This is a genomic window from Polynucleobacter cosmopolitanus (genome assembly GCF_002224225.1).
In the GTDB taxonomy this organism is placed as follows: Bacteria; Pseudomonadota; Gammaproteobacteria; order Burkholderiales; family Burkholderiaceae; genus Polynucleobacter; species Polynucleobacter cosmopolitanus.
In genome coordinates, this window is record NZ_NJGG01000003.1 from 223729 (window position 1) to 247499 (window position 23771).

27 protein-coding genes are annotated in these 23771 nt (G+C 44.5%); 15 read left to right on the top strand and 12 right to left on the bottom strand.

Annotated features, from left to right (window positions below; genetic code table 11):
• Positions 1 to 11 precede the first annotated feature (11 nt).
• The 8 genes from guaB (at position 12) to AOC33_RS08900 (ending at position 9317) form a co-directional block, all read left to right on the top strand.
• The gene (guaB, locus tag AOC33_RS08865) at positions 12 to 1475 is read left to right on the top strand and encodes an IMP dehydrogenase (RefSeq protein WP_089516647.1); all 1464 of its coding nucleotides are present in this window, start codon (positions 12 to 14) and stop codon (positions 1473 to 1475) included.
• Between the two features lie 19 nt (positions 1476 to 1494).
• Positions 1495 to 3102, top strand: a complete 1608-nt coding sequence (guaA, locus tag AOC33_RS08870; protein ID WP_089516648.1) for a glutamine-hydrolyzing GMP synthase — start codon at positions 1495 to 1497, stop codon at positions 3100 to 3102.
• A gap of 53 nt (positions 3103 to 3155) precedes the next feature.
• Positions 3156 to 5024, top strand: a complete 1869-nt coding sequence (locus AOC33_RS08875; RefSeq protein WP_245835651.1) for a B12-binding domain-containing radical SAM protein — start codon at positions 3156 to 3158, stop codon at positions 5022 to 5024.
• 50 nt (positions 5025 to 5074) lie between these two features.
• Positions 5075 to 5728, top strand: coding sequence for a 7-carboxy-7-deazaguanine synthase (queE, locus tag AOC33_RS08880; RefSeq protein WP_089516650.1), 654 nt, complete (start codon positions 5075 to 5077; stop codon positions 5726 to 5728).
• Between the two features lie 12 nt (positions 5729 to 5740).
• The gene (gene queD, locus AOC33_RS08885) at positions 5741 to 6193 is read left to right on the top strand and encodes a 6-carboxytetrahydropterin synthase QueD (RefSeq protein WP_089516651.1); all 453 of its coding nucleotides are present in this window, start codon (positions 5741 to 5743) and stop codon (positions 6191 to 6193) included.
• Complete coding sequence (tadA, locus tag AOC33_RS08890; RefSeq protein ID WP_089516699.1) at positions 6186 to 6650, top strand: tRNA adenosine(34) deaminase TadA; 465 nt, start codon at positions 6186 to 6188, stop codon at positions 6648 to 6650. The genes queD and tadA overlap by 8 nt, the downstream gene beginning before the upstream one ends.
• Before the next feature lie 44 nt (positions 6651 to 6694).
• Entirely contained in the window at positions 6695 to 7618 is a 924-nt protein-coding gene (locus AOC33_RS08895) for an LD-carboxypeptidase (protein WP_089516652.1), read from the top strand.
• Between the two features lie 91 nt (positions 7619 to 7709).
• Positions 7710 to 9317, top strand: coding sequence for an ABC-F family ATPase (locus tag AOC33_RS08900; protein ID WP_089516653.1), 1608 nt, complete (start codon positions 7710 to 7712; stop codon positions 9315 to 9317).
• A gap of 8 nt (positions 9318 to 9325) precedes the next feature.
• Here the strand turns inward: AOC33_RS08900 and AOC33_RS08905 are convergent, their stop codons facing one another.
• Both AOC33_RS08905 and AOC33_RS08910 read right to left on the bottom strand, forming a co-directional pair.
• Positions 9326 to 9565: a DUF1289 domain-containing protein gene (locus AOC33_RS08905; protein WP_089516654.1), complete on the bottom strand. Its 240-nt coding sequence runs from the start codon at positions 9563 to 9565 to the stop codon at positions 9326 to 9328.
• Positions 9566 to 9590: 25 nt separating this feature from the next.
• Positions 9591 to 9902, bottom strand: coding sequence for a hypothetical protein (locus AOC33_RS08910; protein ID WP_089516655.1), 312 nt, complete (start codon positions 9900 to 9902; stop codon positions 9591 to 9593).
• On the opposite strand from AOC33_RS08910, the gene AOC33_RS08915 reads away from it, so the two are divergent.
• Positions 9901 to 10563 carry a SprT-like domain-containing protein gene (locus AOC33_RS08915; protein ID WP_089516656.1) on the top strand — a complete coding sequence of 221 codons (663 nt, stop codon included), beginning with the start codon at positions 9901 to 9903 and terminating at the stop codon, positions 10561 to 10563. The genes AOC33_RS08910 and AOC33_RS08915 overlap by 2 nt on opposite strands.
• A gap of 17 nt (positions 10564 to 10580) precedes the next feature.
• On the opposite strand, the gene gloA is transcribed toward AOC33_RS08915, so the two are convergent.
• From gloA to mltG, 7 genes are all read right to left on the bottom strand, one after another.
• Positions 10581 to 10967, bottom strand: coding sequence for a lactoylglutathione lyase (gloA, locus tag AOC33_RS08920; RefSeq protein ID WP_089516657.1), 387 nt, complete (start codon positions 10965 to 10967; stop codon positions 10581 to 10583).
• A gap of 50 nt (positions 10968 to 11017) precedes the next feature.
• Entirely contained in the window at positions 11018 to 11437 is a 420-nt protein-coding gene (locus AOC33_RS08925; RefSeq protein WP_089516658.1) for a DUF3293 domain-containing protein, read from the bottom strand.
• A 73-nt stretch (positions 11438 to 11510) separates the two neighbouring features.
• Positions 11511 to 12224 (bottom strand): ankyrin repeat domain-containing protein, encoded by a 714-nt coding sequence (locus AOC33_RS08930; RefSeq protein ID WP_089516659.1) that lies wholly within the window; start codon positions 12222 to 12224, stop codon positions 11511 to 11513.
• A gap of 56 nt (positions 12225 to 12280) precedes the next feature.
• Positions 12281 to 13060 carry a TatD family hydrolase gene (locus AOC33_RS08935; RefSeq protein WP_089516660.1) on the bottom strand — a complete coding sequence of 260 codons (780 nt, stop codon included), beginning with the start codon at positions 13058 to 13060 and terminating at the stop codon, positions 12281 to 12283.
• A gap of 29 nt (positions 13061 to 13089) precedes the next feature.
• Positions 13090 to 14196, bottom strand: a complete 1107-nt coding sequence (gene holB / locus AOC33_RS08940) for a DNA polymerase III subunit delta' (RefSeq protein ID WP_089516661.1) — start codon at positions 14194 to 14196, stop codon at positions 13090 to 13092.
• A gap of 58 nt (positions 14197 to 14254) precedes the next feature.
• A complete protein-coding gene (gene tmk, locus AOC33_RS08945; RefSeq protein WP_089516662.1) occupies positions 14255 to 14926 on the bottom strand; it encodes a dTMP kinase in 672 nt (223 codons plus the stop codon).
• 50 nt (positions 14927 to 14976) lie between these two features.
• Entirely contained in the window at positions 14977 to 16011 is a 1035-nt protein-coding gene (mltG, locus tag AOC33_RS08950) for an endolytic transglycosylase MltG (RefSeq protein ID WP_089516663.1), read from the bottom strand.
• A gap of 50 nt (positions 16012 to 16061) precedes the next feature.
• On the opposite strand from mltG, the gene ygfZ reads away from it, so the two are divergent.
• Positions 16062 to 17072, top strand: a complete 1011-nt coding sequence (gene ygfZ / locus AOC33_RS08955; protein WP_089516664.1) for a CAF17-like 4Fe-4S cluster assembly/insertion protein YgfZ — start codon at positions 16062 to 16064, stop codon at positions 17070 to 17072.
• A 14-nt stretch (positions 17073 to 17086) separates the two neighbouring features.
• Positions 17087 to 17935, top strand: a complete 849-nt coding sequence (locus tag AOC33_RS08960) for an NRDE family protein (RefSeq protein ID WP_089516665.1) — start codon at positions 17087 to 17089, stop codon at positions 17933 to 17935.
• A gap of 13 nt (positions 17936 to 17948) precedes the next feature.
• Here AOC33_RS08960 and AOC33_RS08965 read toward each other — a convergent pair whose 3' ends face one another.
• From AOC33_RS08965 to AOC33_RS08975, 3 genes are read right to left on the bottom strand one after another with little or no spacing between them, the layout of a single operon-like run.
• On the bottom strand, positions 17949 to 18635 hold the full coding sequence (locus tag AOC33_RS08965; protein ID WP_089516666.1) for a response regulator transcription factor: 687 nt from the start codon (positions 18633 to 18635) through the stop codon (positions 17949 to 17951).
• Positions 18620 to 20440 (bottom strand): sensor histidine kinase, encoded by a 1821-nt coding sequence (locus AOC33_RS08970; protein ID WP_089516667.1) that lies wholly within the window; start codon positions 20438 to 20440, stop codon positions 18620 to 18622. Before AOC33_RS08970 ends, AOC33_RS08965 begins: the two co-directional genes overlap by 16 nt.
• The gene (locus tag AOC33_RS08975; RefSeq protein ID WP_245835652.1) at positions 20440 to 20883 is read right to left on the bottom strand and encodes a PaaI family thioesterase; all 444 of its coding nucleotides are present in this window, start codon (positions 20881 to 20883) and stop codon (positions 20440 to 20442) included. Before AOC33_RS08975 ends, AOC33_RS08970 begins: the two co-directional genes overlap by 1 nt.
• A 90-nt stretch (positions 20884 to 20973) precedes the next feature.
• On the opposite strand from AOC33_RS08975, the gene AOC33_RS08980 reads away from it, so the two are divergent.
• The 4 genes from AOC33_RS08980 (at position 20974) to AOC33_RS08995 (ending at position 23747) form a co-directional block, all read left to right on the top strand.
• A complete protein-coding gene (locus tag AOC33_RS08980) occupies positions 20974 to 22419 on the top strand; it encodes a protein adenylyltransferase SelO (protein ID WP_089516668.1) in 1446 nt (481 codons plus the stop codon).
• A 58-nt stretch (positions 22420 to 22477) separates the two neighbouring features.
• Positions 22478 to 22864: a peptide-methionine (R)-S-oxide reductase MsrB gene (gene msrB / locus AOC33_RS08985; protein WP_089516669.1), complete on the top strand. Its 387-nt coding sequence runs from the start codon at positions 22478 to 22480 to the stop codon at positions 22862 to 22864.
• Positions 22865 to 22930: 66 nt separating this feature from the next.
• On the top strand, positions 22931 to 23479 hold the full coding sequence (locus AOC33_RS08990; RefSeq protein WP_089516670.1) for a septation protein A: 549 nt from the start codon (positions 22931 to 22933) through the stop codon (positions 23477 to 23479).
• 4 nt (positions 23480 to 23483) lie between these two features.
• The gene (locus AOC33_RS08995; protein ID WP_089516671.1) at positions 23484 to 23747 is read left to right on the top strand and encodes a BolA family protein; all 264 of its coding nucleotides are present in this window, start codon (positions 23484 to 23486) and stop codon (positions 23745 to 23747) included.
• Positions 23748 to 23771 lie beyond the last annotated feature (24 nt).

A 23771-nucleotide genomic window follows, 5' to 3' on the forward strand; every position in this document is an offset into this window, starting at 1 on the left:
AGGGGTTTTGCATGAGGCTCATCCAAAAAGCACTCACATTTGACGACGTGCTTCTCGTTCCCGCTTATTCAGCGGTTCTTCCACGTGATACTCAGTTGGGTACTCAACTGACACGCGATATTTCGATCAATATTCCTTTGGTATCAGCTGCCATGGACACAGTCACAGAGGGCCGTTTAGCCATTGTGATGGCCCAAGAGGGCGGTATTGGCATCATCCACAAAAACTTAACGCCTGCTGAGCAAGCGCGTGAAGTTGCCAAGGTCAAACGTTATGAATCAGGTGTTTTAAGAGATCCGATCACGATTTCACCCGATATGACGGTTCGTGATGTGATTCATCTATCCAAAGAACATGGTTTTTCAGGTTTCCCGGTTTTGCAAGGCAAGAAAGTTGTTGGCATCATCACTAACCGTGACTTGCGCTTCGAAGAAGACTTGGACGCTAAAGTCAGCGAAAAAATGACGCCTAAAGATCGTTTGGTCACCATCAAAGAAGGTTCCCCTCCGGAGGAAGCCAAGCGTTTGATGAACAAACATCGTTTAGAGCGAGTCTTGGTGGTTGACGATAATTTTGAATTGCGTGGTTTGGTCACTGTCAAAGATATTCTGAAAGCCAAAGAGCATCCATTGGCGAGTAAAGATGGTCGTGGTCAATTGATTGCTGGTGCCGCTGTAGGTGTTGGTCCAGACAATGATGAGCGTATTGAGCTTCTGGCTAAGGCTGGTGTGGATGTGATCGTGGTTGATACCGCTCATGGCCACAGTCAGGGTGTTTTAGACCGTGTTAAGTGGGTTAAAAAGAACTACCCTCAAATCCAAGTGATTGGCGGCAATATTGCAACTGGTGAAGCAGCTAAAGCATTGGTTGCTCACGGTGCTGATGGCGTCAAAGTAGGTATTGGCCCTGGATCAATTTGTACGACTCGTATTGTTGCGGGTGTTGGAGTTCCTCAGATCACTGCGGTTGTGAATGTTTCAGAAGCCTTAAAAGGGACAGGCGTTCCCTTGATCGCTGACGGTGGTGTTCGTTACTCTGGTGATATTTCTAAAGCTTTGGCGGCAGGCGCTCATTGCGTAATGATGGGCGGCATGTTTGCTGGTACTGAAGAAGCACCCGGTGAGGTTTTCTTGTACCAAGGTCGTTCATATAAGAGCTATCGCGGCATGGGTTCTGTGGGCGCTATGAAAGATGGTGCAGCGGATCGTTATTTCCAAGAAGATAACAGTGCCAACGTCGATAAACTCGTTCCTGAAGGTATTGAAGGTCGTGTGCCTTATAAAGGTAGCGTGTTAGCGATTGTTCATCAGTTAACCGGTGGCATTCGTTCTTCTATGGGGTACTGTGGTTGCAAGACGATTGCTGAATTGCATGAAAAAGCAGGATTCGTTGAGATCACTTCAGCCGGTATGCGTGAGTCTCACGTTCATGACGTGCAAATCACCAAAGAAGCTCCCAACTACCACATCGACTAATTAGCCACTTAGGATTACTGTGCACGACAAGATTTTAATTTTGGACTTTGGGTCCCAAGTGACCCAATTGATTGCAAGACGGGTGCGTGATTCACGCGTTTACTCTGAAATCCATCCGTATGATGTTGATCCAAGCTTCATTGAAAAATTTGTCAAAGAGCAGGGTTGCAAAGGCATTATTTTGTCTGGTGGCCCAAATTCTGTGACAGAAGGTGATACACCTCGTGCTCCAGATATCGTGTTCAATCTTGGTGTTCCAGTCTTAGGGATTTGTTATGGCATGCAAACCATGGCTGCTCAATTGGGCGGCAAGGTTGCTACTGCAGAATCTTTGGGTAAGTCTCGAGAGTTTGGTTATGCTGAAGTGCGTGCCCGTGGCCACACCAAGTTATTAGAAAATATTCAAGACTTCACAACGCCAGAAGGTCATGGCATGTTGAAAGTATGGATGAGTCATGGTGACTCTGTGACTGAGTTACCAGTAGGCTTTAAATTGATGGCATCCACAGGCTCATGTCCTATTGCAGGCATGGCTGATGAGACCCGTCACTTTTATGCCGTTCAATTCCACCCAGAAGTAACTCACACCATTTTAGGTACAGCGATCATTGAGCGCTTTGTGCATCAGATTTGTGCCTGCGGTACTGATTGGGTGATGGGTGATTACATCGCTGAAGCTGTTGAGAGTATTCGCAAACAGGTTGGTAGTGATGAAGTGATTCTAGGTTTATCTGGTGGCGTTGATTCAAGTGTTGCTGCAGCTTTGATTCATCGTGCCATTGGCCAGCAATTGACCTGCGTGTTTGTTGATCATGGTTTGCTTCGTTTGAACGAAGGCAAGATGGTCATGGAGATGTTTGCCAAGAACTTGGGTGTGAAGGTGATCCATGTGGATGCGACTGCTCAGTTCATGGGCGAGTTGGCTGGTGTTTCTGATCCCGAAGCCAAGCGCAAGATCATCGGTAAAGAATTTGTTGAAGTTTTCCAAGTTGAATCAGGCAAGATTAAGAATGCTAAATGGTTGGCTCAAGGCACCATTTATCCAGACGTGATTGAGTCTGCAGGCAAAGGCAAGAAGGGCGCTCATACCATTAAGAGTCACCACAACGTGGGCGGCTTACCTGATGACATGAAGCTTTCATTGCTAGAACCTTTGCGTGAACTATTCAAAGATGAGGTTCGTGCCTTAGGTGTTGAATTAGGCCTTCCTCCAGAAATGGTCTATCGTCATCCTTTCCCAGGTCCTGGTTTGGGTGTGCGTATTTTGGGCGAAGTTAAAAAAGACTTTGCTGATTTATTGCGTAGAGCGGACGCCATCTTTATTGAAGAGCTGCGCTCAACCATTGATGAAACCAGCGGCAAGTCTTGGTACGACTTAACCAGCCAAGCTTTTGCAGTGTTCTTGCCAGTGAAGTCAGTCGGTGTGATGGGAGATGGTAGAACGTATGAGTATGTTGTTGCATTGCGTGCTGTTCAAACTCAAGACTTCATGACTGCTCATTGGGCACACTTACCTCATGATTTATTAGGACGCGTATCTAATCGAATCATCAATGAAGTACGCGGCATCAATCGCGTGGTGTACGACATCAGCGGCAAGCCACCAGCAACAATCGAGTGGGAATAACAGGGAATCATTTCCCTGATTTTGGCATGAGGGTTCTCAGTCTCATTCCACCCATGACGCAATTAAATACGCCGTATCCTTCAACGGCGTACATCACTGGTTTTCTTCGTTCACGTGGTATTGACGCTCATCAAGATGACTTGGCTTTGTCTTTGGTCTTAAGCTTCTTCTCCAAAGAAGGTTTGGCTGAAGTTCATGAAGCAGCTCTTTCAATTCCTGAAGAAAATCGCAGTGCGACGATTAACTTCTTCCTAGATTATTTTGAAAATTATCAAAGCAGCATTGAACCCACCATCAAATATTTGCAAGGTGGTGACAGCACGCTGAGTCATCGCATCAACAGTCGTTCATTCTTGCCAGAGGGTCCAAGATTTCAAGCTTTGGATTCTTATGAGGATGATGGTTCTGGAGATTCTCTTTCTTGGGCATTCGGTGCCTTAGGTGCTGAAGATCGAGCGCGCCATTTAGCCACGCTTTATTTGAATGATTTATCAGATGTCTTGCGTGATGCCGTTGATGATCGCTTTGAGTTTGTCCGATATGCTGAATCTTTGGCGGGTAGTCAACCAAGTTTTGACCCATTAGCAAATGCTTTGGAAGCAAAGCCAACCTTGATGGATGAGCATTTGCGATCTTTGACCATCGAGCAAATTGAAAAGCACACGCCTAATCTGGTGTTGCTTTCAGTACCTTTCCCCGGATCGGTTTATGCAGCCTTGAGAATTGCTCAAGTGATCAAAGAGAAATACCCATCGATCAAAATTGCTTTAGGGGGTGGCTACGTCAACACTGAATTACGAGAGTTAACTGAAGCTAGAGTATTTGATTATGTTGATTTCATCACATTAGATTCTGGTGAGCGCCCGTTATTGGCTTTGATCGAGCACTTGAATGGCAAGCGTGGCATCAATCGTTTGGTTAGAACTTTTATCCGTCATGAGACAGGACAGGTTCAATACATACAGTGGGCTGAACCTGACGTGCCTTTTGAAGAGGTTGGTACAGCCACTTGGGATGGCTTACCTTTGGGATCATATCTATCACTCTTGGACATGCTCAATCCCATGCATCGTTTATGGAGTGATGGCCGATGGAATAAGTTAACCGTAGCCCATGGTTGCTATTGGAAAAAATGCAGCTTTTGTGATGTCACCTTGGATTACATCTCCCGCTATGAAACTGCCTCAGCATCATTGCTGGTAGATCGAATTGAAAAAATTGTGGCTGAAACAGGGCAAACAGGTTTTCATTTTGTGGATGAGGCGGCACCACCAAAGATACTGAAAGCTTTGGCAGAAGAGTTGATTCGACGCAAGGTGGTGATTTCTTGGTGGGGCAATATTCGTTTTGAAAAAACCTTCACGCCAGAGCTAGCTGAGTTGTTGGCTGAAAGTGGCTGTATTGCGATGTCAGGTGGCTTGGAAGTTGCATCTGATCGCTTATTGGCTTTGATGGAAAAAGGTGTGACTGTTGAACAGGTGGCAAGGGTCACCAAGAGCTTCTCGGATGTTGGTATCTTGGTTCATGCCTATTTGATGTATGGCTTTCCAACTCAAACTGTTCAAGAGACCGTTGATTCATTGGAGTATGTGCGTCAGTTATTTGAAAATGGCTGCATCCAGAGTGGCTTCTTTCATCGATTCACTTGCACGGTACATTCACCGGTAGGCAAAAATCCCGAGGCCTATGGCATTAAGCTAATTCCACTGCCAGAGATTACTTTTGCCAAAAACGACATTGGCTTCATAGATCCAACCGGCACTGATCATGATGCTTTAGGTCAGGGCTTAAAAAAGGCTATTTATAACTACATGCATGGTGTTGGCTTTGAAGCCGACATCAGAAGCTGGTTTGATTTGCAAGAGCCTGTACCTAAGAGCACAGTTTCAAGGCAATTTATTGCCAAAGCTTTACAACTGTGACCCCCAGATATTCTTTACAATAAGCAATATTGCAAAACCTTTAGGATTGAATGACTTACAGTGTTAAAGAGATCTTTTTGACGCTTCAGGGCGAAGGTGCTCACGCTGGTCGTGCGGCAGTATTTTGCCGTTTTAGCGGATGTAATCTCTGGTCTGGTCGTGAAGAAGAACGCGCTTCGGCTGTTTGTCAATTTTGCGATACCGATTTCGTTGGTACTGATGGTGAGGGTGGTGGCAAATTTGAATCGGCAGAGCTCTTAGCTTGGGCCATCGATCAAATGTGGGGTTTGGGTGATCCACATCACAAGTATGTTGTTTTCACAGGTGGCGAGCCATTGCTGCAACTAGATGACGTTTTGATCGAAGCTCTTCATTCACATGGTTTTAAGATTGCCATCGAAACCAACGGCACGATCCGAGTGCCGGCCGGCATAGATTGGATTTGCGTGAGCCCCAAGCATGGCGCAGACTTGGTTCAGGTGCAAGGCGATGAACTTAAATTGGTCATCCCTCAAGCTGGACATGCAGGGCAGTTGCCTCAATTATTGGCACGTTTTGAAAAGATGTCTTTTAAGCATCATTTTTTACAAGCTCTGGATGGCCCAAATAAAGAAGCCAATACTGATTTAGCCATTAAAATCTGTCAGTCACGCCCCTTATGGCGTTTAAGCACTCAAACACACAAGTTGTTAGGTATTCGCTAGGCAAGCGCGATCATGAATAAGAAAATTGAAATCACCCGCAAATTAGAGTTCGACGCCGGTCATCGTATACCGCATCATGACGGTCATTGCCGTCATATTCATGGGCATCGCTATGTGATTGAAGTCACTTTGATGGGCAATGTGTTGAATCATCAAGGTCACGGTGATGATGGCATGGTTTTGGATTTTGGCGATATCAAAAAAATCACCAATGAAGCCATTGTTCAGCAGTGGGACCATGCATTTTTAGTTGCTAAAGAGGATGTGACCTTGGTTAATTTCTTGGCCACCATCCCGGGACATAAAACCATTGTTTTGAACTCCATTCCTACCGTTGAAAATTTGGCCCAAGAAGCATTTGCCACTTTAGATCCGATTTTTAAAGACAAATTTGGCGGTCGCTTGAATCTCAGTCGTTTGCGCCTATACGAAACTCCTAATTGCTGGGCAGATGTTCATGCCTAATGAGCAAGATGCAGAGTTCATGAAGATGGCTCTGATGCAAGCTCATCTTGGTCGCGATGCTGGCGAGGTTCCAGTCGGTGCTGTTCTTGTGGCAAACCAGCAAGTCATTGCCACTGGCCATAATCAGCCCATCGGTCAACATGACCCCAGCGCCCACGCTGAGATTGTGACTTTGAAAGCTGCTGGTGCGGCCTTAAGCAATTACAGATTGCCTGAAACAACCCTTTACGTTACCTTAGAGCCCTGCATGATGTGTTGTGGTGCCATCATGCACGCCAGGGTGTCTCGATTAGTTTATGGAGCATCTGATGCTAAAACAGGTTGTGTGCACAGCGTCATGAAGCTCTTTGACAATACCCAGCTAAATCACCATACAATGGTTGAAGGTGGCGTGTTGGCAGACGAATGCGCCCAAGTATTAAAAGACTTTTTTAAAGAACGTAGAACTAAAGCTTGATTAAAAAAATTCAATAAGTAAATTTAGACAGATAAATACGTTTTATGAAACTTCACCTTATTGCTCCTTCAGGTTCATTGCCAGACCCTCAGGTTTTGGCCAATGGTGATGCTTGGTTCAAAAAGCAGGGCATTGAGGTTAAAAATCTTGCTTGCGGCAAAAGACAATTTCAACGATTTGCAGGTACTGATCAAGAGCGTTTGGATGAGATCAATCAGTTGTCGAATCTTTCGCCCGATCATGTTGCGATGTCTTTGCGTGGCGGCTATGGATTAAGCCGCTTGCTAGATCGAATCGATTGGCAGGGGATTGCTAAGCAAGTCAAACAAGGTTTGAAAATTGTTGGCCATAGTGACTTCACAGCTTTTAATTTAGGCTTGTTTGCCAAAACTGGGGCTCCTAGTTTTGCTGGTCCGATGTTCAGCTATGATTTTTGTGGTGATGTGTCTGATCTGACCTGGAAACATTTTCAAGAAGCGATGACACAGTCTTCAATTGAGATTGAAGTGGTTGGTCCGCAAGTCATGTCTTCATCTATTGGCATTACCGCTGATGACAAAGCTGTTCTATGGGGGGGCAATCTCACGATGCTGACCTCACTCTTGGGCACAGAGTTCTTTCCTTCCAAAGATCAAGTCAAAGGCGGCATTCTGTTCATCGAAGACGTGAATGAACATCCTTACAGAATTGAGCGCATGCTCCATCAACTGATGGATGCTGGTTATTTAGGGCAACAAAAAGCTGTGTTGATGGGTGATGTTTCATCCTATCGCTTAAGTGATGTGGATCGTGGCTATGACCTCAATGCAGCCATTGACTCGATCAGACAGCGATTGGGCAAACAAACTCCCATACTGACTGGCTTGGCCTTCGGACATTGTCCTGACAAGCTGACTCTGCCATTAGGTCGATATGCCAGCCTCTCGGCCTCATCAGAAGCTTTCATTTTGAAGGCAAATTGCGCCTGATTCAGCGCTTGCAGTAGATTCTCGGTTTTACCCCCATGGATTGGTTAAAATAGACGACTTTGGTCCTCTCACACTTTTACAGGCTAATAACGTGCTTTCAGCAGCAAATATCACCATGCAGTTCGGGGCGAAGCCCTTATTTGAAAACATTTCAGTCAAATTTGGTGGCGGTAATCGCTATGGTTTGATCGGTGCGAATGGTTGTGGCAAGTCCACATTCATGAAGATCCTCGGTTCAGATTTAGAGCCTTCAGCCGGTAACGTTTCCTTAGAGCCAAACATTCGTTTGGGTAAGTTGCGCCAGGATCAATTCGCCTATGAAGATAAGCGTGTCTTGGATGTGGTGATGATGGGCCATGAAGATATGTGGAATGCAGCTGCTGAGCGTGATGCGCTTTATGCCAACCCAGATGCCACAGATGAAGATTACATGCGTGCTGCAGAACTAGAAACTAAGTTTGCTGAGTACGGTGGTTACACAGCAGAAGCCAGAGCAGGGGAGTTACTTTTAGGTATTGGTATTCCGACTGAGCAACACAATGGCCCGATGAGTGAAGTGGCTCCTGGCTGGAAGTTGCGTGTACTTTTGGCCCAAGCCTTGTTCTCTGATCCAGATGTTTTGTTGCTTGATGAGCCAACCAACAACTTGGACATTCACTCGATTCATTGGTTAGAAGATATTCTGAATGCCAGAAACAGCACGATGATCATCATTTCTCACGATCGCCACTTTTTGAATGCTGTTTGTTCGCACATGGCCGACATGGACTTTGGTACATTGACTGTCTATCCAGGTAACTACGATTCATACATGTTGGCTTCGATGCAAGCTAGAAGCCAACAGTTGGCAAACAATGCCAAGGCCAAAGAAAAGATTGAAGAGCTTCAGGCCTTTGTGCGCCGATTCTCTGCGAATGCTTCTAAAGCACGTCAAGCAACATCTCGTCAACGTCAGTTAGAGAAAATTGAAGTGGCTGAAATCAAACCATCTTCAAGACAGAATCCATTCATTCGTTTTGAGTTTGAAAAGAAATTACACAACATCGTGGTTGAGTGTGATGCTTTGAGCAAAACGTATGAACGCCATATTTTCAAGAACTTCAAGTTGATGATTCGCCCTGGTGAAAAAGTGGCCATCATTGGTGAAAACGGTGCTGGTAAAACAACATTATTGAAATCAATTTTGAGTGAAAAGTTTGGCGGTATCGCAGTTGATTCAGGCACGGTGAAGTGGTCTGAGAATGCTGATGTGGGTTACATGCCTCAAGACACCAGCGAATGTTTCCCAGAAGACATGACGCTTCTAGAGTGGATGGGGCAGTGGGGTAAGCCAGGTGATGACGATCAAATTATCAGGGGTACTTTGGGCCGTTTGCTGTTCTCTGGAAATGATATTGGTAAGTCAGTTCGTGTGATTTCTGGTGGTGAAAAAGGGCGCATGATTTGGGGTAAGCTCATGCTTCAGAAGCACAACATCTTAGCGATGGATGAGCCAACCAACCACATGGACATGGAATCTATTGAAAGCTTGCAAACATCATTAGAAAAATATGATGGCACAGTGATCTTTGTTTCTCATGACCGTGAATTCATCACAGGTTTGGCAACAAGAATTTTAGAAATCAGAACAGATGGAACGGTGGCAGACTTTGAGGGCTCTTATGAAGAGTACTTGGCGAGCCAATCAATCGAAGGTTAATAACTAAGTTAATTTTTTCTAACGAAGCGCATAGCAGTGGCTTCATGAGTGATGCGGGTCCAAGTGGCCTGCTTTTCTTCTGGAGTCATGAAAACCCAGTTGCAAACTTCAAGAGCTGTTCTACCGCATCCTTGGCAGACTTCGTCAAACAAAGTTGAGCAAATGCCAATGCAAGGAGAGTCCAGATTATCTGAATTAATGGCTAAGGGCACAGCAGGGCTTGAATCAGGATTGTTTGAGTTTGTCATTGGGTTTTACATTTAGCTGCCGTATTTATAACGCTAGGCATTGAAGAGTTTCATTTCCTCTTGTCCAAGCACCAGTTTTAGGAATAAAACTGATAGCAGATAGTTCGGCCTTACCTGAGCAGTTTAGATCAAAATAACTGATTGGACCTAAACTGCCACAGAAGTTGTAGTTCAGTTGATTCAGCTTCATCGATGAGCCTTCTAAAATCATCGTGAGTGGTTTTTCATCTGCATTACTCGGGTCTTTTTTGCAGTGCCAAGTAACATAATCATTTCTATCGCAGGCTGTGATGGCCAGTGATACAAGCAGATAAATAGGTAATTTTTTTAAAAACATGTCCACGAATATAGCTCAATCTCATACAACCCGTGAATCTTGGCTGCAATCTGCCGTTCATTCCCTAGAGCCGATTTTTTCAAAGGCTGGTTTTGCGATTCCACCAGTCAAGGTGTCTTGTGGTTGGCCAGCTTCCAGCAGCCCAAGAACAACGCTTGGTCAGTGTTGGCCAAAAGAGCGCTCAGGTGATATGGTCAATGAGATTTTTGTTTCTCCAAAGCTAGAGGATCCTGTCGAAGTTTTAGATACCTTGGTTCATGAGCTTTGTCATGCGGTGGATGATTGTCACAGTGGTCACGGTGAAGACTTTAAAGAAATCGCTCATTGCGTTGGTCTCGAAGGTCCAGCAAGAAGTGCGCATGCTACTGAAGAATTGACAGTGCGCTTGATGATGATTGCAGAAAGACTAGGGCAGTACCCACACAAAGCAATCGTCTTCCCGCCGCCAAGAGCCAACAATACACAGAAGGCCAAAGCCAAATGCGGGCAGTGTGGTTATGAGGTGAGTTTGCTCAAGAAGTGGGCCAGCATGGGTGCGCCAATATGCCCTAAAGACAATATTCGAATGGAAGAAGTTGTCACAGATTTGATCTCTGAAACTCCAGAAGAAGAGTTTGCTCGCAAAGAGAAAGAAAAAGAGATCAAGCGCGCTGTTTGCTAGTGCAAACGAGCTGGTGATTAGCGCTGGATCAATTCAATCTTGTAGCCATCAGGATCTTGAATAAAGGCGATCAGTGTATTGCCTCCTTTGACAGGTCCAGCTTCACGAGTGACATTGCCACCAGCCACTTTGATGTCTTCACAGGTTTTATAGATATCTTTCACGCCAATGGCAATATGGCCATAAGCACTACCCATCTCATAATTGCTAACGCCATGGTTATAGGTGAGTTCTATTTCAGCCTGTCCTGAGATATTGCCTTGTTCGTAGCCTACAAAAGCCAATGAATAATCCATGCCAGGGCGCTCTGTTGTTCTTAACAAGTTCATGCCCATCACTTCTGTGTAGAACTTGATTGATCTCTGTAGATCGCCAACTCGAAGCATGGTGTGTAGTAATTGCATGGTTAATCTTTCTTTTTTGATTCTTATTTCTTTTATTTCAAAAGTCGTAATTAAATATACCAGCGCAAGGCAGGTGCCAATCCTCTTTGGAGCCAAACAATGGCATTTTGCTCAAAATGACGAGCCAATTGATCTGCATCACCAAGCTCAATGCCCACCACTAATAGGCTCTTTTCTATCCAAGCGCCCTTTGGATCTCCACCTTGACCAAAGTAATAGGGTAGTTGCTTTTCCTGGATGAAAGTTTCTAGCTCCTTCATCCGTGCCTCATTCTTTTGCTCATCAATGCGCTGCCCGTTTGGATTACTCGCCGTGATGAAACATGCAGTTGATCTTTGATGCTTGGTCAATAGTTCTTCTATTTGTTGATTGGATTCATCGATCCTAAAACCCAGCTCAATATCCTGGCCTGACACACTCGGTACCAGGACTGAGTAGTGGGCTTTTTGGTAGATTCTTTGGAAATTCATCTTCTTTTACTTAGGCCAAAATATCTTATTTAACATAATAATGATTATGCGAATAAATGATCAATCTACCCGATCACTTAATTTGAGACTTGAATGGCTTCTTATAGAGCTTTAGCCATCTTGATTTAAGCCCCTCGGCAATCTCAGTCTGGTTATGTTGTTCTGCAAAATCAATCGCTGTCATCTTCACGTTATTCATCTTAGATAAATCAGCATCATGATCAAGCAATAACTTCACAACTTCAATATGACCCCCACGAGCAGCCATCATCAATGCGGTTGTTCGATTTGGGCTTTCTGGATCCACATAAGCATTCTTATCGAGCAAATAAGCCACGATCTTTAAATGACCATTGGTGGCTGCGTAATGCAACGCTGACCAACCAGGTTTATTGATTTCTACCTGGCGATTCTCGACCAAATAGCGGACCAATACCTCTGAACCTGTAAATGCAGCCAACATCACAGGTGTTTCACCAGCTAAATTGGGTCTTTCTAGGTCAATTGAAGGCGTATCAATCAGTAATTTGGCAACATCAAGGGACTTTTCAGTGATCGCAATGGTCAAAGCTGAATTGCCTTTGTCGTCCATGGCATTAGGGCTCATGCCACTGGCCAAGGCTTTTTTAACGGCTTTAGCATCATTGAACTTCACGTCACGCAAAAAACTATCCACTTGGTATTGCTGAGCTTGCGGCAATGTAGCCCCAGGTGTTTGAGCATTAGTTGATAAAGTAGTAAATGAAATTACCGAAATAAAACAGTAAGTTACAATATTTTTATACATTCAGGTTTAACTTTAAGTTAAGTGCAAATAGGATAAATAGGGGCTTCAAAAAAGCTTTAAATCGGAGCTTTAAAGAGTGTTTTGAAGTTATGGGTGGTGGCTTTGGCAAGCTCCTCAACACTGACGCCCTTCAAATCTGCCACAAATTGACCTACATGAGATACCCAGGCAGGTTCATTGGTTTTACCTCTGTGCGGGATAGGTGCCAAATATGGGGAATCTGTTTCAATCAAGATTCTCTCTAAAGGAACACGTTTGCACGTTTCTTGAAGATCTTTGGCACTCTTAAAAGTCACAATGCCTGAAAAAGAGATGTAAAACCCAAGCTCCATGGCTGCTTGTGCAACCTCCCAACTCTCAGTAAAACAATGCATCACCCCTGCTACTTTGCTAGCACCCTCTTCTTTCAGAATCTTGATGGTGTCCTCAGAGGCAGAGCGTGTGTGAATGATCAAAGGCTTATTGACCTTCAAAGCAGCGCGTATATGCGTGCGAAAGCGCTCTCTTTGCCATTCCATCTCTTCATAGGTTTTGTCGCCCATGCGATAGTAATCAAGACCAGTTTCACCAATGGCCAAGATCTTCGGGTGCTGAGCCAATTCAACCAATTGTTCTACTGTGGGCTCTGGAGTGTCTTCGTAATCAGGATGAGTACCAACCGTGGCAAACAGATGATCATGCGCTTGGGCCAAAGCCAAGACATTCGGAAAATCAGGCATATCCACTGAGATGCACAAAGCGTTTTGTACTTTGGCTTCTTTCATGCGCGCCAAAATACCCGGCAAGTTTTCAGTGAACTCCGGGAAGTCTAAATGGCAATGAGAATCAACGAACATATAGTGAGAACTTCCAGTTAATCTTTAAATCAATCTTTAAATATTTCTTGATAACGAATCAAGAGTGCTTCTATTTGAACTCGATTCGCCAAAGCGTGCAGCTCATGGCGTCTGGCATTCAACAAGATCTTCCAATAATCCGATAGCTTATGACTTCTAGCGCTCTTAGAGCATTGTTCTAAGGATGATCTTCTCGATGGGTAATAACGAATCTGCCCAGCATTTTGCTGACTCATTAGATCAGCCGTCCAACGCTCCAAGGTGACCAAGAGCTCCGACATGGGGGCTTTATGAATGACTTCTGCCGTTTGAAGCCAATTGATTTGAGATCCCTCACCCAACGCTTTGAGGAGTGGTTCAGCAATGTCTTGAGCTGATTCCCCTGCTCCAGATAGACCCAATAAGCGATCTCTGGCATCCATGACCGCTCCACCCGCTTCATTCAAAACTTTTTCAATCTCTGCTTGACTGGTTTTGATGCCTGCAGATGCCAATTCTGTTGCCAGCCACGGCAAAGACAGGTCAGCTGAAGGTCTACCTAAAGCAAGCAATCGACAACGAGAGCGAATCGTTGGCATGATGCGATCCAATCGATCGCTGACCAAAATAAATAAAGTGCTTTCTGGGGGTTCTTCGAGAGTCTTTAATAAAGTATTGGCTGAAACTGGATTCAGTGTTTCAACTGGATTGATCAGAACCACTCTTTGAATGCCCCGATGCGGTGAGGTTGTAATGCCGTCCAAAGCCTCTCTGATTTGCTCCACTTTGATCACTGAGCTGGCTTTCTTATCCGCTTTTTCGGAATCGTCTTCTACCTTTTTCCTGCCTTTTTTGGGCTTTTCATCCAGACCATCGTCCCCTGCCATCTCTTCATGGGGCAATAAATGGGCTTGGCTCTCTGGAACAATCCCCAAAAAGTCAGGGTGATTGCCTGTATCAAACCAATGACAAGCTTCACACTGACAGCAAGGTTTTGTCGCTTGGCTGGTTTCGCAGATCAAAGCTTTTGCCAAATGAAGAGCAAAGTCCATCTTTCCAATCCCGGTCTGTCCATGCAACAGGATGGCATGCGGCATGTTGGTCAGATTCAACTCAGACCATGCTTGCTCGAACCAGGGATGAAGGGATTGCTTCATAGGCAATGTTTATATAGGGTGTTATAGTTAAAATTAATGATCAATATATCTATATAAATCATATATTTGAAATAGCTTCTTGAAGTATCTTCCAGATAACTTCTTTACTCTTACTGGCATCAATCAAATGAAATCTTGTTGCATCATCTTGAGCACGACGCAGATATTCAAGTCTGACCTTTTCAAAAAAATCAGTGTTCAGTTGTTCAAACTTGTCTGGATCACGAGCAGCACTGCGACGAGATTCTGCAGTTTGGCTAGGTAGATCGAATAAGAAAGTCAGGTCTGGTTGCAGAACATAACGCTTCCCTGCCCCATCCTGAGATAAACGCATCTGAACCCACACCTCAAGTTCATACAACTTAGCCAAATCCAAACCACGCCCACCGCCTTGGTAGGCAAAACTAGCATCGGTAAAACGATCAGAAATAACAATCTTGCCAGCCGCCAATGCAGGTTCAATCACTGTGGCCAAATGCTCCCTGCGGGCTGCAAACATCAACAAGGCCTCTGTTTCAAGGTGCATAGGGTGATGCAAGAGAATCTCGCGAAGCTTCTCACCCAAAGCAGTACCGCCCGGCTCACGCGTTAGAACAATCTCTTGCTTGGGGTATTTTTTAGCTAACTCAGCGGCAAATGCCTGAATGTGCGTGCTTTTTCCAGCCCCATCAATGCCCTCAAAGGAAATGAATAAGCCTGGCGCATTGTTGGATTGAGTGAAAAGAGACATGGGCAAATAAGGTCTGAGCGTTTAAGCGTGAATATAGGTATTTTGGGTGATTACTTTTTTAACTGATACTTTCTAACAGCTTCATTATGCGCTACCAGGGTCTCTGAAAAAGCGCTTCTGCCATCACCCTTGGAAACAAAATAAATGGCTTTTGAGCTGCTTGGCTGAGCTGCGACTATTAAAGAGTTTTTACCTGGCATTGCGATCGGGGTGGGCGGCAAACCATAGCGCGTATAAGAATTGTAAGGGCCGTCTTTTAAGAGGTCTTTTTTCCTGAGGTTGCCATCAAACGATGCACCCATGCCATAAATGATGGTGGGATCGGTTTGCAGCTTCATGCCTATTTTCATGCGGTTATTGAATACGGCTGACACCAAACCGCGATCATCCGGGTGGCCCGTTTCCTTCTCAATGATGGAGGCCAACTTCAAAAGATCGTAAGGTGACTTTAAGGGTGAGCCCTCATGGCGCTTGCTCCAAGCATCATTCAAATGATCCTGCATGGCTCGGTATGCCTTTTGGTAGATTGATGTATCGGTATCACCGGGCTCATACACATATGTATTGGGGAAAAACAAACCCTCAGGATGAGCTTCTTTGGCTTCCAACTTAGCCAGTAACTGTTTACTCGACAATCCTTTGGTCTCTTTCTTTAACTCAGGCTGAGCATCAATGGCTGCCTTGAATTGCGCAAAGGTCCACCCTTCAACCAATGTTACGCCAAGTTTGACGCTGTCCCCTCTAGCCATTTGAGCAAGGACAGAGGCCAAACTAGCACCCTTGGGGAAGTCATAAACGCCAGCCTTCAAGTTTTTTGCCAAGAAAAATGACCTGGCTACCAATTGAACTCGCCAAACAGACACCTCAAGACCTTGAGCAGCCATTTGATTGGCAACACTGGTCACGTTCGATTTTGGATTGATTTTGACTCTGACAACATTTTGAGCACTGGCTTGCGGGGCATCATTAGGAACGGCAAGCGCCATGAAAGCCACATAAGAAATCATGAGTGCAACGGCCAATCCACCTATCAGGGTTAGCTTGAGTAAAAACTTAATAAAATTAGGTATATAAACAAAGTTCATAGAGCTATATGATAAAAGCTTATTGATGAAGACAACTAAAAAACCATAATATGGCGCACACCAGTAATAACAACTCAAATACCTGCTTCACACCACTCAAAGACTGGTCTTGTATCAGTGTGATTGGTCCAGACGCTGTGGATTTTTTACAAAATCAACTCACCAACAGTGTGAAATCCATCACTAATACTCCAGCAGCTTCAATTGCAAGCCCTCATCAACAGAATCGCTTTGCGGGTTATTGCTCTGCCAAGGGTCGTTTGATGGCGAGCTTTTGGATTGCTCGCCAAGACACTTCTGTGGGAGGCGCGAATGTTGAAGCTACAGAATCACAGCCCGCTTTTTATTTATTTATATCAAAAGACTTGGCAGCTACTTTAGCCAAGCGCTTGAGCATGTTTGTCTTGCGCTCCAAGGTGAAGGTACTTGATTTAACCGAATCCATTGATATCTACGGTTACGCTTTAGAAGCGAGCGAGTCACGGGATGAGCTAGCAAAAATGGTGGCCATCTCAGGTGTCATCACCGCTGAACTACCAGCCGTTACCATCAACCAAATGCAAACCAAACGATATCTTTTAGCGGTTCCAAAAAATCAAGCCATGAGCAATGTTCAAGATGGGGCTCTGCAAGCTTGGAATTGGCTGGAGATCCAAAGTGCCATTCCACGCATCACCCAAGCAACCTTTGAGCAATTTGTGCCACAAATGATCAATATGGAATCTTTGAAAGGCATTGATTTTCAGAAAGGCTGTTACCCAGGTCAAGAAGTTGTGGCAAGAAGCCAGTACCGGGGCACGATCAAGCGCCGCTTGCAGGTGGCTCATCTGATTCATTGTGAAGAGATCTTGCCAGGCGCTGAAATTTTCCATAGTGATGATCCATCTCAACCCTGCGGTATGGTTGTTTTGGCCGCTTCTCATCCTTCGATCAATGACCGCATGGATATCCAGGTGGAATGCAAATTAGAAGCACTTCAATCTGGATCAGTGCATTTAGGTTCAGCCACTGGTCCTGCATTGAGCTTCGCAGCATTGCCCTATCCTTTGATTGAAATATAAGTTAAAGCAATAGGATGTGTTTAGTTCTGACCTCATGGCAATCACACCCAGACTACCCTTTGGTGGTTTTGGCAAATCGCGATGAGTTTTATGAGCGGGCCACAGATGCCATGCATTGGTGGCGAGATCATCCTCATATATTAGCCGGGCGCGACCTTGCTGATGTCAAAGGGGAAGCTGGTACATGGATGGGCTTCAGTAAAACGGGTCGATTTGCAGCTCTTACTAATGTTCGAGCCCCCAGTGAAAAAAATCCTGACACTCCAACCCGAGGAGAAATCACCGCCAGCTTTTTGAAAAGTGATCAGGCACCCGCACAGTTCATCACCTCCCAAGGTTCAAGCTTTGGGCGATACAACGGCTTCAATTTACTTGCAACGGACTTATCAAAAGAAACGCCCTCCTTGGTTTGGTTCAGTAACCGAGTGCAAATGGGTCAATCTTTGCGCCCAAGAAAAACCATGAATCCTCAAGCACTGAAGCCTGGCATTTATGGTTTATCCAATGGCATGCTTGATACACCTTGGCCAAAAGTTCAGCATCGCGTGGGTGCTTTTGCTCAATTATTAGCGATGGACACCGGGCAATTTAAACGCGCTGAACACTATTTGCGCATGATGGAAGACATGACCCAAGCTCAGGATGAATACTTGCCTCAAACCGGGGTTTCTTATGAATGGGAAAAAGTTCTGTCTTCAGCCTTCATCAGAACCCCGAACTACGGCACGCGATCAAGTTCATTGATTCGGGTGCGCAAAGATGGTCATTTTGAAGTGATAGAAAAGCGTTTTGATGCTGACAAAGAAATTGGCACTCAATCCTTTGAGGGGCGCCTTGAAAATTTCCTAAGCACCCGGGTTTAATACTCTTAATGCTCTAGGCTAAATCAATGCCCTGCACCAACTGATAGCCGTATTTGTAGAGTGCCTTGATGGTCACACCTTCAGCACCCGCTTCAGCCATCTTTTTACGCAAACGCACAATCTGAACTTCTAAAGTAGCTTTAGGCGTATTAGATGTATTGCTGCTGACTTGTTGAAGCAAAGATTCAAAATCCAAACGCTGCTGATCTGCTTGAAGCAAGGCCAATAAAATATCCAAATCGATCTTACTCAAAGAAACTGTTTGAGTACCCTTCAAAGTGACATTCTTTTCATTCAAGATCAAGTTGCCACCCAGATCTTTGTACCTCAAAATGCGCTTAGACAAGCTTGAAACTGCCGCCTGAAATTCAGTAATCGCAATCGGTTTAGGCAGATAAATATCAGCGCCAGCTTCATACCCTTGTATCTTATCCAGCTCAGAGGATCTGGCAGTGATCATGATGATGAAGGTGTCTGGATAACTTTCTTTGATTCTCTTAGCAATACTGAGACCATCCTCGCCAGGAAGATTTAAATCCAAAATCAATAATTCAAAAATAGTCTTTGGTGATGCTGCATCGAGTTCATATGCGTCACGAAATCCTTGCGCTAAATACCCCTTCTCTAAGAGGGCGTCGAGTAACATTTCGCGGAGTACATCGTGGTCTTCAACCACGGCGATATTTATTTTGGAAGGCATAAGATGAATTTTACCCAACCGCTCTTGGGTTGATAGGTGATTGAACCCTTGAGCATCTCTGCCAAGGCTTTGACTAAATAAAGGCCTAAGCCAGAGCCGCTGATGTGGTGGGCGTTCGAGCTGCGATAAAACTTATCAAAGACCACATCGCTGGCAGGCATACCAGCAATATTGGGTAAATTACTGATGGTCATGATGACTTGTTCATCACTTTCTTTGCATTCAATCGAAATGATGCTTTCTTCTTTTGAGTACTTCAAAGCGTTTTCAATCAAATTACCCAAAATAATCTGAACTAAAAATGAATCAGACTGAATCTTCAAGTTTGAAGGCATGTCTATTTCAAAGCGATGGATCTGAGTGCCCAGCAATGATTGAAGTAACTCACTCACATCTAATTCAGTTTTTTGTATTGGATAAGATCCTTGGTCCAAACGACTCATTTGTACCGAGCGATCAATGATTTGATTCAAATCGGTGATGGCTTTATTCGCGTGGGACTCATAGCGGTTATTTTTCAACCCCGAGTCAACAGCCAACTTGATGACCGCAAGAGGCGTTTTTAATTCGTGGGACAACATCGCCATGAACTTTGACTGACGCTCATTCTCAGCCCTCTGGAAAGCAATCTCTTGATTTGAAACCAAAGCTGTCTTTTCCAACTCAAGCAATTGCTTTTCTTGATAGCGCAAATCAGATAGCAATAAGATGAACATCAAAATCGAAAATACAAAACCATTCAGGAGGCTGGCGTACAAGCTGACTGCCACTCCGTCAATCAAACCCAATGGTGGTGCCACTGCAAATAAAATACTTCCCACCAAGGCAGAGTAAACAAAAGCAATTGGATATTTGTTTGGGACTTTTGGCTTTTTAATAAAAATAAAGAGAGCCAAATAAGCAAATATCAAAGTGGCTGGCATCATCAATAACAAAGATAAAGACAAAGCGATCTGACGGTCATAGAACAGATAGATAGCGTACAGGCCTAAATAAAGCAATGTCACTAGATTAAACGTCCAGTTGATGATGCGATTATTAAACAAGTTCTTGAGTAGACTGCGGTGAAACAAAACGCCTGTGAAAATATGACTGATCACAAAAAGACCGAATAATAAGTCCATCAATAAAGGGTGACCCGGTAAAATGAAGCGCGGCATATAACCTGTGAACGCACTGGCGTAGAGCAATTCGAAAAATTCAAACAAAGCAAATAGGCGCCAATGGGTTTGCTTGCTAAGCCAACCAATCGTGGTTGAAATCAACATCAAAATAATCAATGAGCCGAAATAGATTCCCAGTAAGGTGTCGCGTTGACCCTCAAGTTGAGAAAAATGCTTCTGTGACACAACTTCCAAACTCATCAAACTGGTGCTGGTGGTTTGAAGTCTTAAGTAAATGACATTCTCAGCCTGTGGATGAAGATTAAAGCTCAGTGCCGTGTGTTGATTGTCGCGATCAGCAAAAGGATAGCGATCGCCCGTGCTTGAGCTCACCCAACGCTGTTCCACTCGCTGGTACAAAGTGACATCATCCAAATACGTTGGCAAGATGCGTAAGACCAAACTTTCTTTGGCTTCTTTCTTATAAGATACCTTGAGCCAAATGGGATGCTTAGAATACCCTTTGGCCAATAAATGCTGAAATGGTTCAAAAGGTGATTGCGTGACCTGCTCGATCACTGCCTGACCTGAGTGATCAATCCAATGAGCTTGGTTCTGGATTAAATTGATACCCTGATTAGCTGATGCTTGATAACTGATCAAGCCAAGCCATACCAGGGCAATGAATTTACTCAAACGCATTATTTTTCTTCTTTGGAAGCTCGTTTTGAAGGCAATTCTTTAAAGTACTTGAAGGTGGCACTACCCATACAGCAGATGCGATCGCGTTCATCGTAGAGTTTGGCCTCTACAAACGCCATGGTCGGTGTTGCGTGGACTGTTTTTGCAGCCACCCTAATAATGCCCTGAGCGGCTTGCATGAAATTAGCTTTTAATTCAATCGTGACCACACCACGTCCGGCCTCATCAGAAGCCCTTGCAGCAACAGCCATGCCCACATCCATCAAGGTCAATAAAACCCCACCATGGGCCACTTCCCAACTGTTATTGTGCTCAGGCTTAAGAGATAAAACGACTTCGCCTTCGCCCAATTCAGCACGCAAACAGCGCACACCCAGCAGTTTTAAAAAGGGAACATCCAGTTCCACACCCAGTTCTTTCAGTTGTTTTTGATCCATAGCCATATATTAATCGGGGTTATCCAGGCCTTAAAGAACTTTTCTGCAAATATTTCAAAAGCTACCTAGAATGAGGCATTAGAAAAAAGAACACTTATGCCCTTTCAATTACCTGCCAGCGACTCTCTAGCCCTGGCTCAAAACCTCCAGCCGACCCCTATTCCTGACCCATATTGGGTTGGTTTCTCTGAAAGTCTTGCCAAATCTCTTGCCATACCCACCCAAGATGGATTGCCAAATGATTCCGCTTGGCTCCAAGTCTTGGCTGGCAACCAAACACATGTTGGCGAGCATAACTTTATTCCCTATGCCACTGCCTACAGCGGTCATCAGTTTGGAGTTTGGGCAGGTCAATTGGGTGATGGTCGCGCGATCCACTTGGGCGATGTGAATGGACAAGAGCTTCAATTAAAAGGGGCTGGCAAAACAGCTTATTCAAGAATGGGCGATGGGCGAGCTGTTTTGCGCTCATCAATCCGAGAGTTTTTATGCAGTGAAGCCATGCACGCTTTGGGCGTGCCCACATCACGTGCTTTAGCCGTGGTTGGTTCAGATATGCCCGTATTTCGTGAAACCAGAGAAACGGCAGCTGTATGTGCACGAGTAGCCCCTAGCTTTTTGCGCATTGGCCACATTGAGCACTACGGCCAAAATCACATGCATGAAGAATTGCGCCTGACCCTCAATCATTTGATTGAGCATTACTACCCTGAATGCGCTAATAGCCCCACGCCCTATTTGAGTCTTCTAGAACAGATAGCTTTCCGGACTGCTCGCATGGTTGCCCAATGGCAATCTTTGGGCTTTTGTCATGGAGTTCTAAATACGGATAACACCAGTTTGTTGGGGCTGACCTTGGACTATGGTCCGTTTGGATTTTTAGATACTTTTCAGATAGATCACATTTGCAATCATTCTGATCACGGTGGTCGATATGCTTATCACCGCCAAGCTGAAGTCTTGCATTGGAATCTATATTGTTTGGCCAGCGCCATGCTAGAGGCTTTACAAGAAGAATTGCAGGCAGTATTAGGCTTAGAACAAGAAGCGTCGATTCAAAAAATCAAAGACACCTTGGATCATTACAACCGCGAGTACGCCAACCATTGGCAAAGTTTATTCAGACAAAAATTAGGTTTAAGCATCCAATATCAAGAAGACGTGGCTTTACTCGAAGAACTCTTGCAAGGACTGCATCACAATCAACTTGATTACACCTTGTTTTTTAGAAACCTTTCTGAAGGTCAAGATGTACCAAAGTCATTAGATGCATGGGCAAAGAAATACCAAGAACGCTTAAGTCTTGAAAAGCACTCTAAAGATCAGCGTTTGGAACAAATGCGACAAATCAATCCCAAGTATGTTTTGCGTAATCATTTGGCACAAAACGCGATTGAATTAGCACAAAAGAAGGATTTCTCTGAAGTTGCACGTTTATTGAAGATTCTAGAAAATCCCTATGAATCTCAAGCAGTTTCTGAAGACTATGCCATGGGTCCTCCTCCCGAATTAGCCCATGTGTCCATCAGTTGCTCTTCTTAGGATCTTGCGACTGTTTTCCGCACACTACTTATCTGACAATCACTCGTACAATCAAGCCATGAAGAAAACTGATCAAGAGTACCAAGCCACACTCAGTGACATTGAGTACCGCGTCACACGCCAAGCAGCCACAGAACATCCTTTCAGTGGCCGTTACTGGGATCATTGGGAAGCTGGAAAGTATGAATGTGTTTGCTGTGGCACCCCTTTGTTTGCCTCAGATACAAAGTTTGATGCTGGTTGTGGTTGGCCAAGTTATTTTCAGCCTTTAGAAGCGGATGTGATTGCTGAACACAAGGACATGGCACATGGCATGATCCGTATGGAAGTACGTTGTAAAAACTGTGACGCTCATTTAGGCCATGTGTTTGAGGACGGTCCTGCCCCAACTGGTTTGAGGTACTGCATCAACTCAGCTTCGTTAAAATTCAAGGATAAGGCTTGATCAGCGTTTTCTGACTTGTCATATCTTTAGAAATAATTCTTAGAATTAATGATTAAAAAGTGATTTATGAAATTTTTATTTGATTTACTGCCGGTTATTTTATTTTTCGTTGCATTCAAGATGGCGGACATTTATGTCGCTACTGCTGTGGCCATCATTGCCACGATTGCTCAAATTGGCTGGCTAGGTTTGAAATACCGCAAAGTTGAACCGATGCAATGGGCCAGCTTAGGTCTGATCGTGGTCTTCGGCGGTTTAACCATCGGTTTGCAAGATAAGACCTTTATTCAGTGGAAGCCAACCATTTTGTATTGGTTGTTTGCAGTGGGTCTTTGGGCCAGCGTCACTTTCTGGAATAAGAATCTGATTCAGATGGCCATGGGCAAACAAATACGTTTCAAGCCAGAGGCTGAAAAACAACTTTGGCCTCAATTGAACTTGGCATGGAGTTTGTTCTTTTTGTTCATGGGTTTACTGAACTTATATGTGGCTTATCAATTTGATGAAGACACTTGGGTGAACTTTAAGTTATTCGGCGGTATGGGTTTGTTATTTGCCTTTGTGGTGGCCCAAGGCTTTTGGTTGAATAAATTCATTGATCACGAGGAAGTTTGACTCGATGAGCACTCCAAATCCCCGTATCGAGAAATACGAGCTTGCCTTAAAACAAGCATTACCGATTGACGCATTGAAGATTGATGATGAAAGTCATTTACATGCAGGTCATGCCGGTGCCCAGGGTGGTGCAGGACATTACCGCATAAATATCAAATCCAATGCCTTCAATGGCCTATCTAGGGTACAGCAACACCGTCTGGTGTATGATGCTCTATCAGCTTGGATGCCCCATGAAATCCATGCTTTAGCGATTGTGATCCAGTAGTTATGCAGTAACTAATTGGCTTTA